We start from the raw sequence: 9002 nt of genomic DNA, 5'->3' as shown, positions 1-9002 counted from the left end.
AGAGCGATAGCAAAAAATGAAGCGGCGACTAAGTAGCGGGCCAGTTCCGGACTCATCAAGCCAACGGCCCAATTACCTAGCCAGGCGGCGGCAAAGTGGTTGACCAGCGTCGACAGAAAAATACCGAGAATAATGGCCGTTTTACTGCCCTTTATATGGCTAAACCTGGCCGCGAGTATGAGGGCGAGTAGTTGAGTTTTGTCACCGATTTCGGCGATAGCAACCGTAAAGGTTGAGGCGAGTAGTGCTTCCAAGAGACTTCCTTATAGGGGGGCTAAAATCCGAGTACAGAAAACCGGCCCCCCATTTTTATAGGCGGTCACTGCACTCAGGTCTTGCAAAACAATATGAGTCATCACGTCATATTGTTGTGAGCACCATGGCGTTGTGGCCAAGTATGTTGACACTCACTCAATCTTTGCCTCGAAGTAAATCGATTCAGACAACAAAGATTGCTCGCTACTCCCCTGAAGTAGAGGCGAACATTATACATTTTGAGGGGCGAGTCACAATATCTGAGGCCTAGAATTGGCGATATTATTCAGTGAAACAAAGTTCAAGTAATACAAGTGTTTCCCCCTTGTTGGAAACTTATTGAGCCAGTGTTCAAACTTGTTTACACCCGCTATAGATGGCTTGCTCAGCAGGTTTGTAGCTGTTAATGTCCCTAGCAGTCATTTTAGAGAAAGCGTTCTCCTGGACAGTCGTTCTAAATCTGACTCACCAAAAATCCAGAATAAAAATAAATCTAAATAGGACAATTTTGTGAATCTAAAAATGCTCGGCTCCATCGCTATCGTCGCGGGTACTGCAATCGGTGGTGGTATGTTAGCCCTACCTCTAGCTACTGCTTCTTTGGGTACAATACCTGCGTTTCTCTTGCTCGTTGTGATCTGGGGGATCTCCATCTATACGTCTCTGCTGATGTTAGAGATCAACTTACGTACTGGAGTCGGTGATAACGTCCATGCCATTACAGGTAAGCTGCTAGGTAAAGTCGGTCAGTTAATTCAGGGGGCCTCATTTATGAGCCTGCTGTTTGCCTTGACCATGGTATATCTGATGGGCGGCTCGTCTCTGCTTGAGACTCGCTTCGAGCCCCTGGGTATCACCATGAATAACCAGGTAGCTGTGTTGTTATTCACTGTCTTCTTCGGCGGCTTGATAGCCGTTGGGGTCAAATGGATCGATAAGGTCTCCCGCGTCCTCTTTACATCCATGGTCGTACTCTTAGTGATCGTGGTGGCCTTCTTACTCCCTGAAGTGGATATGTCTGCGCTGCTAACCAGCACAGGTAGTGAGATTGTTTCTGGCAGCGAACTTAATAACTTATGGTTGGCCGCTATTCCTATCGTATTCACCTCGTTTGGTTTCCATGTGTGTATCGCGACGATAGTGCGCTACTTAGATGGCGATGCCGTATCACTGCGCAAAATTTTGATTATTGGTTCAACCATACCGCTTGTCAGCTATATTCTCTGGTTGATGGTGACCTTAGGTACCTTAGGTGGCGACAGAGTATATGGGCTAGAGGGATCATTACCTCTGCTGGTGACAGCCTTACAAGGTCTGGCTAATTCAGAGATTTTGAAGCAATGTATCGATATCTTCGCTAACTTGGCGCTTATCACTTCCTTCCTGGGTGTGACCATGAGTCTGTTTGACTATGTGGCCGAGTTGACACGAGCTAAAGATGATTTTGTGGGTCGGGCTAAGACCTGGCTTATCACCTTTATTCCGCCACTGCTGTGTGCGCTTTTTTATCCAGATGGCTTCTTCAAGGTATTAGGTTTTGCGGCAATTCCCTTGGTGATAATGATCATCTTCTTACCGATTGCCATGGCACTCAAGCAACGTAAACAGAATCTGGGAGGCTATCAGGTCTCTGGTGGTAATGCGGCTCTGGGTGTTGCAGGTGTAATAGGCGCCGTCATTATTACCGCTCAGTTACTGGTTGCACTATAAGTTGTTGGGATATAAGCCCAAGCTGATGGCAGGCTAAGCTAACGGTTTGCCCTTGAAATAGTAAGGGGATAATGCAAAGCCTGTCTTAATGGTGGTGGCATATGATAAAGTCGGGTCCGAATAGTAATATTTGGCTCGGCTTTTTTATTGCCTGAGTTTTAGCGAGATGGCTAAATACTATTGCTAAATAAACAAACACAAGTAAAACAGAATAAGAATTATCACCTAATAATTAAAAAATGGACTTAACAATATGAACAAATGGCTTCTCACCGTCGCTGTCGCCGCCACTTTTGGCGCACAGGCCGACGAAGGTATGTGGCAACCATACCAACTGCCCGCAATGGCAGACGAATTAAAGGCTAAGGGATTAGAGATTGATGTGAAATCTATCTCTAAATTAACCGAATATCCAATGAATGCCGTGATCAGCCTAGGCGGTTGTACGGCATCATTCGTCTCACCAAAGGGGCTGATGGTCACGAATCATCATTGTGCCTATGGTTCGATTCAATATAACTCGACGCCGGAGAAAAACCTGCTTAAAGATGGCTTCCTGGCTAAGTCTTATGACGAAGAGCTACAGGCTACTCCGGGTTCGCGAATCTATGTGACCGAAGCCGTGACTGATGTGACCGACAAGGTTAAGCAAGGCTTAGAGAACAAGCTTGGCAACGCCTTCTATCAGGGCATTGAGCAGAGAGAAAAATCATTAGTGGCCGAGTGTGAGGCCGAGGATGGTTATCGCTGTCAGGTATATAGCTTCCATGGTGGTTTGGAATATTATCTGGTCAAGCAACTGGAGATCCGCGATGTGCGTCTGGTGTATAACCCGGCGGCTAGCGTTGGCAAGTATGGCGGCGATATCGATAACTGGATGTGGCCACGTCATACGGGGGATTTCTCTTTCTACCGTGGCTATGTGTCTAAAGACGGCAAGCCGGCAGATTTCAACCAAGACAATGTTCCTTACGAGCCAAAGAGCTTCTTAAAGGTCTCGGCAAAAGGCGTGAGTGATGGCGATTTCGTGATGGTGGCCGGTTATCCTGGCCGCACTAACCGTTACCGCACGGCCAATGAAGTCGAGAACCAGTTCGAGTGGGCTTACCCTGAAGGTAAGATGCTGCGAGAACGTTTCATCGAGATCATCAAGGAGACCGCAGCCGAAGGCAGTGATGAGCGTATCAAGTATGCAAGCATGATCGCCGGTCTGGCAAACTACGCCAAGAACTTCACCTCTATGATCGAATTTTACGGTAAGTCGACCATGCTTGATGACCGTATGGGTCGTGAGTCTGAACTGGCTAGCTGGATCAATAAAGATAGCAAGCGTAAGGCAAAATACGGTAAGACGCTGGCAGAGCTAGATAAGCTGATCGCCGAAGGTCAAGAGAATCAGGCTCGAGATATCATCTTAGGTTATATTCGCTACACCACTATGGTGCCAACGGCACGTAAGTTGTATCGCTTAGCCAATGAGAAGCAGCTGGACGACATGGCGCGTGAGCCAGGTTATCAGCAACGTGACATGACGCGTTTCACGTCGAGCATGGAGCGTATCGATCGTCGCTACGCAGCCAGTGTCGATAAGGCAATGCTGTTCGACATGCTTAAACGCTACGCCGTATTACCTGCCAGTGAGCGTATTGCGGCTCTGGACAAGGTATTTGGCATCGGCAAGCAGCTCAATGAGAAGAAACTGTCTAAGACTCTGGATAAGATGTACGCCAAGACGAAACTGGGCGACATGGAGACGCGTCTGGCCTGGTTAGACAAGTCTGTTGCCGACTTTAACGCCTCGAACGATCCTTTCATTCAGTTTGCCGTGGCCATGTATGACACCGACATGAAAACCGAGAAGAAGGATAAGGAACTAGCGGGTAAGCTGATGAAGGTGCGCCCTCAGTATATGGACGCGATTATCGCTTACAACACGCAGCAGGGTAAGCCGGTTTACGCCGATGCAAACTCAAGCCTACGCGTGACTGTGGGCCATGTGAAAGGTTACTCACCTCAAGATGGTTTGAAGGCTGTGCCGTTTACGCGTCTAGAAGGTATTTTAGCCAAAGACACTGGCGCGGATCCATTCGATGCGCCGTCTAAGCAGCTGCAACTCATCAAGCAGAAGCAGTACGGTGACTTCTACATGAAGTCTATCGACTCTGTGCCGGTTAACTTCCTGTCTACGCTAGATACTACGGGTGGTAACTCAGGTTCACCGACCTTAAACGGTCGCGCCGAGCTTGTGGGTCTGTTATTCGATGGTGTTTACGAGAGTATTATCGGTGATTGGGGTTACGATCCTGAGTCTAACCGTTCTATTCAGGTCGATAGTCGTTACATGCTCTGGGTGATGAAGTATCTGGATAATGCAGATAACTTGTTAGCCGAGATGGACATCGTTTATTAGCATTTAGCTATGAGGTTGCTAGTTTCTAGGAGAAAGTCCTAGGAATTTGAACCTAGGTGCTCACTTCGAATCGAGAGCTAAATGTTGAAGTTAAGCGGTCACTTAGGTGGCCGTTTTTTTATTTGTCAGATAACAAATTTCTGAAATATCTATTGTGGGTTCATTGGGCTGGTTTTGTTGTTGGCTAATATTTTGGATAACTAAGCTTCAATTTAATCTATAGCCTGCGGCTCGCTGAATGTGTAAACACTTCTGTGACACGCTGTGGACCCATCCATGGGCGCTCTGCGGTTTCATCCTTGAAACCGAAGGTCACAGCCGCGTTCACACCTGAGTGTTTACCTCTTCGATTTTAGTGATAGCTAGTTATAAAAATTGAATGATCTATTGTGGGTTCATTGGGCTGGTTTTGTTGTTGGCTGATATTTTGGATAACTAAGCTTCAATTTAATCTATAGCCTGCGGATCGCTGAATGTGTAAACACTTCTGTGACACGCTGTGGACCCATCCATGGGCGATCTGCGGTTTCATCCTTGAAACCGAAGGTCACAGCCGCGTTCACACCTAGTGTTTATCTCTTCGATTTTAGTGATAGCTAGTTATAAAAATTGAATGATTTATTGTGGGTGGCCTTTAAAATATAGGGGCAGTACAACCGCTTTTAGCGGCTATGAGTCACATCAAGTAGCAATTTGATTAGTTAAAAGTAAAGGCTAACTAAGGTAAAAACACTTTAGTTAGAGAGGTATTGTCTTGACGGGGGGGAGAGCGTCCATATATGGCTCGATAAATTTGTTCTAATTAGCTACGACTAGACCTTGCTAAGGAGATGGATGAAGTGCATTACTGCTGGCTTTACCTTTACACCATAGCCCACAGTTATGTCTCTTTTTGAAAGCACACATAGCATCCCAACGACCACTAATACCACTGTATTGGCGGCGAAACTCTTTCGCTGAGGTGATCCAAGCTTCGGGTGCAATGCCAAGTTCATTGAGTAATTTAGGCTGGCTTGAGTCAATAAACCCTTTTTTATCAGGCCTAATGGCTCTGCCAGTCCAATCGATAAGTTGGAGGTAATCACAGAAATGAAATGGGATACCTGATTGAGTCGCTGAGTGGGTATCACCATCGAACTTGGTAAGTGGTTTAAGTGGCTCACTCGAGGCTGAGGCAGATTTATCATCATTGGGTTTAGTATTTTTATCAGAGGTACTTTGCTCGGTAATGCGCTCCTGAATAGACGTATAATCAGATGCTTGAAGTGTGTTCGCAATCCCAGCTCTGATAGGGTTTAAATCCACGTACATCATGCAGGCAAGGAGTGCTTGTTCATCGAGCAGGGCTTGGCTCTTAAAGCGTCCCTCCCAAAAAGCGCCTTTACATTCATCCTCACGATTGGCCCTACGTGCTATCTCTTCATTAAGGCAGCGCATAAACCAACTAATACTCGATAGACGTTCATGCCACTCAGCGAGTAGAGCATCAAGCAGTAGACGCTCGCCCTCGATTAAGGTGTCGCCATTCATGTATTTAGTCGCGACATCATGTCCTTTAGTCACCTTACACCAAAGCTCAATTATCTCGCGGTTAGACAGTGACTTAGCTCTATCAAGGTCAATTTTAAGCACGAGATGATAGTGATTATTCATCACCGCATAGGCACAGACATCGATACAAAAAATAGCAGAAAGAGCCTTAACTTTATCGACAATCCAGCCGCGTCTATGCTCGAAACTCTTACCTGTCAATTTATCTTCACCGCAGAGGTAAGCTCTTCTAACACAACGATTTATTATATGATAAAACGGAGTCGATTCTGGGTCGATAAGGGTTCGTCGAGCTGAAGTCATAGAAGCTACCTCATAAAAAGCTAAATCAAGATAACTTAAAGCTTAGTAGGGGATAACTGAAAAGACAAAAGATATGGCTGTCCTGTCTTTTTATGGGTGGCTCGATAAATTGCAATGATGGGTGGCTCGATAAATTGGTGGCTCGATAAATTTGGTGGACACCGTCGTTGTTAGCGTTGTCATTAACTACTTTTTGATTTTTGTTGCCTATATAGGTGTGAATGATTCCAGGCTGTTAAATATGACCCCTCTATGGGGGTTTTTTTGGTTGCTTAATGTAATATTTTGACTATAACATCGGCATTATGTTGCGCTAGCGGTGTGAGCGTGTGTAAGTTAGGGTCTCTTACGCTTGGCAATGCTACAGGTGTAGCGTACAAGTGTGTAATGCTTACTTATCAAGGATGATGGCAACAAAATGAATACTGTAAAGAAAAAAACACCGCGAATTGGTTACATCTTGAGTCTGAATTATTGGAATTTAACGATGTTGAAGCAAGACGTTGCAATTTATACGGTTTAAACATACTTCGATGTGGCAAAAATCGTCTTATTGAAATCGATACAACACTTCATGGCCCTCGTTGGGTTGTCGATTGTCTATCTAATAGTCCCTTTGCTTTGAACATACGATCCGAAGTGGTAGAGGGTTCTATCGATGCTATTCGGCATTTTGGTGCACTCCACGCCAGTGTAGCCTCAGCCCGTGCACAGACGGGGATAAAAAATAAAATCACTCAAAAGCTAACAGTTATGAAAACTGGAAACTCTGAAAGCCGATTATATCCTACAACATTATCTGCAAACATTGCAGTGGCTACAGGACTTGCCCGCAAAGAGTTCAATGCTATTGTGATTGTACATTCTAACGTACATGCAACCGTTCAATTTGCAATCGCAGGTGCATTTGATTCAGCAAGAGTTATCAAGACTAAAAATACAGCTGCGGTGGCCAACGCTTATGCGAAAACGACTCGACGACCAGTGGTTATCATCGAAGATGGTCTCTATTCAATGGGTAATTTTGCAGATTTCAATGCTCTTGGAAACTTTCTAGATGAAAATGTAAATGGTTGGTTATGGTTTGACGATGCTCATTCCGTAGGGATGCGAGGGGAAAATGGTAGAGGAGAAGTTATGGAGAGAATGGAGAAATATACAGATAGAACTATAGTCACAGGTTCTCTTGGTAAGGCATTTGGTGCAGCAGGTGGATTTATGGCAGCACCTAAAAGCTTCACACAAAACATGCTTTCAGTTTCAATACCTGATCGTTTCTCCTGTAACCTTGATGTATCGGCTCAGGGAGCCATTCTTGCCGCAATGGATTTGTTATCTGACTCTGATAAATATAAGTCCTTACAGAATGCCTTAAAAATAAGACTAAACCGTTTTGATAAGGCACTTAATGAGATGGGGATACAGACCGAACAGAGTGGGACACCAATCGCTTTTCGTGTTATTTCCTTTGAAAATCCTCAAGAGGCAATTCGTGCTGCATCAACGCTCCTTCATGATGAAGGGTTTATCACTACGCCTGTTTATTTCCCGACTATCGCTCGTGGAAAAGGCGCGATACGTATTTCATTATCTACTGGGCACAAACTTGTTGATATTGACCGACTTATTAAAGCCCTTGATAAGTTAATTATTAAAAAATTAGTTCCTCAAATCAATCATGTCACATGCTTAGAAATGGAGTGCAGCTAATGATTCAGAGGATTACACTAGAGGCATTTACAGCTGAAACAGTATCAACCTATGGGGTTGTTTGTCTTGATATGAAAGAGAAACTTGATCCTGAAGCGTTTGTTAAATTATCTGAAAGGTTGGGGAAAACTCTTCCTTTTAATCTTTCAAAATATCGTTCAGTAGATTCTCCTTCTGAAATAACAATACTTGATAATCTTGGGGACGGGATTACTGCCGCGACAAGTAGTTTCGGTGAAGGTTGGCATCAAGATAGTAGTTTTTTGCCTAATCCACCAGAATATACTGTATTACATGCACTAGATGTTCCCTCGGATGGGGGGGACACTTTTTTTACTGATACGCGACTCGCCTGGGAACGAACCCCTGAAAAAAAACGTCAAATTTTGAGAGGGATTAATTTAGTACATTCAGTGCGAGACTCATATCGCTTGATGCCATCGGATGTAGGACAAACTTTGGAAGCACTTCTTCAAACACTACCCAAAGCGCAACACCCGCTAGTACTTAAACATCCAAGAGGAGGGGAAACCCTGTATCTATCTCCTTTGTACATAAAAGGAAATTTATACCAAGAACAGCAGGAAATTTATTCAGAGATTTTAGAGAGTGTCTTGATAGATCAAGTTACTCATCGATGGGAACCCGGTCATATTCTTGCCTGGGATAATAGGGTTGTTTTACATGCTGCGACAGGTTACGGAGGAAAAGAGCGTAGGCACCTTATGCGTACAGTTGTAGAAGATATAGGGAGTTTATAGTTATGGATACTCGTATTGTAGCTATTGAGACCTATGTTGGATTGCAAAAAAATAATTTTGGAGTTGCTGTAGAACCCTATCTCGATGAAATAGAAATGGGGATTCAAGTAGCAAAAAAAGTAGTCGCAAAGCTCCCATCTAACAATGAGCCAATCTCTACTGTTATTTTCGCTAGTGCCCCCTGTGTCAGGATAGTTGTCACCCCTTAAAATAATCCATTAAATCAATATAGGGGGCGGTAAACAGAGAGCGAGATGACCCGATATTCACAAGAACGTAAAGAAGCGATCCTTAAAAAGTTA

The 9002-nt window shown here is 44.5% G+C and carries 7 protein-coding genes; 5 read left to right on the top strand and 2 right to left on the bottom strand.

The window, feature by feature from the left end; translation table 11 throughout:
* A partial coding sequence (locus HRU42_RS19315; protein WP_295033523.1) for a TMEM165/GDT1 family protein occupies nucleotides 1-254 on the bottom strand: 254 nt, incomplete at its 3' end.
* Between the two features lie 511 nt (nucleotides 255-765).
* On the opposite strand from HRU42_RS19315, the gene HRU42_RS19310 reads away from it, so the two are divergent.
* Nucleotides 766-1965 (top strand): amino acid permease, encoded by a 1200-nt coding sequence (locus tag HRU42_RS19310; protein ID WP_295033521.1) that lies wholly within the window; start codon nucleotides 766-768, stop codon nucleotides 1963-1965.
* Between the two features lie 253 nt (nucleotides 1966-2218).
* Entirely contained in the window at nucleotides 2219-4375 is a 2157-nt protein-coding gene (locus HRU42_RS19305; protein ID WP_295033519.1) for a S46 family peptidase, read from the top strand.
* A gap of 822 nt (nucleotides 4376-5197) precedes the next feature.
* On the opposite strand, the gene HRU42_RS19300 is transcribed toward HRU42_RS19305, so the two are convergent.
* Nucleotides 5198-6229: a transposase gene (locus tag HRU42_RS19300; RefSeq protein WP_295033517.1), complete on the bottom strand. Its 1032-nt coding sequence runs from the start codon at nucleotides 6227-6229 to the stop codon at nucleotides 5198-5200.
* 474 nt (nucleotides 6230-6703) lie between these two features.
* On the opposite strand from HRU42_RS19300, the gene HRU42_RS19295 reads away from it, so the two are divergent.
* The 3 genes from HRU42_RS19295 to HRU42_RS19285 are packed head-to-tail and all read left to right on the top strand — an operon-like array spanning nucleotide 6704 to nucleotide 8909.
* Nucleotides 6704-7939: an aminotransferase class I/II-fold pyridoxal phosphate-dependent enzyme gene (locus HRU42_RS19295; protein WP_295033516.1), complete on the top strand. Its 1236-nt coding sequence runs from the start codon at nucleotides 6704-6706 to the stop codon at nucleotides 7937-7939.
* Nucleotides 7939-8700, top strand: a complete 762-nt coding sequence (locus HRU42_RS19290) for a TauD/TfdA family dioxygenase (protein ID WP_295033514.1) — start codon at nucleotides 7939-7941, stop codon at nucleotides 8698-8700. The genes HRU42_RS19295 and HRU42_RS19290 overlap by 1 nt, the downstream gene beginning before the upstream one ends.
* Nucleotides 8701-8702: 2 nt before the next feature.
* The gene (locus HRU42_RS19285; protein WP_295033512.1) at nucleotides 8703-8909 is read left to right on the top strand and encodes a hypothetical protein; all 207 of its coding nucleotides are present in this window, start codon (nucleotides 8703-8705) and stop codon (nucleotides 8907-8909) included.
* Nucleotides 8910-9002 lie beyond the last annotated feature (93 nt).

The organism is Shewanella sp., assembly GCF_013214165.1.
Classification (GTDB): domain Bacteria; phylum Pseudomonadota; class Gammaproteobacteria; order Enterobacterales; family Shewanellaceae; genus Shewanella.
The sequence above is the reverse complement of the archived record's forward strand: the minus strand, read 5'-3'. Positions and strand labels throughout refer to the sequence as shown.

Bases quoted from the DNA above. Each gene is read 5' to 3' on its own strand.
- HRU42_RS19305 (WP_295033519.1), top strand. From the start codon at position 2,219: ATGAACAAATGGCTTCTCACCGTCGCTGTCGCCGCCACTTTTGGCGCA.
- HRU42_RS19300 (WP_295033517.1), bottom strand. From the start codon at position 6,229: ATGACTTCAGCTCGACGAACCCTTATCGACCCAGAATCGACTCCGTTT.
- HRU42_RS19290 (WP_295033514.1), top strand. From the start codon at position 7,939: ATGATTCAGAGGATTACACTAGAGGCATTTACAGCTGAAACAGTATCA.
- HRU42_RS19285 (WP_295033512.1), top strand. From the start codon at position 8,703: ATGGATACTCGTATTGTAGCTATTGAGACCTATGTTGGATTGCAAAAA.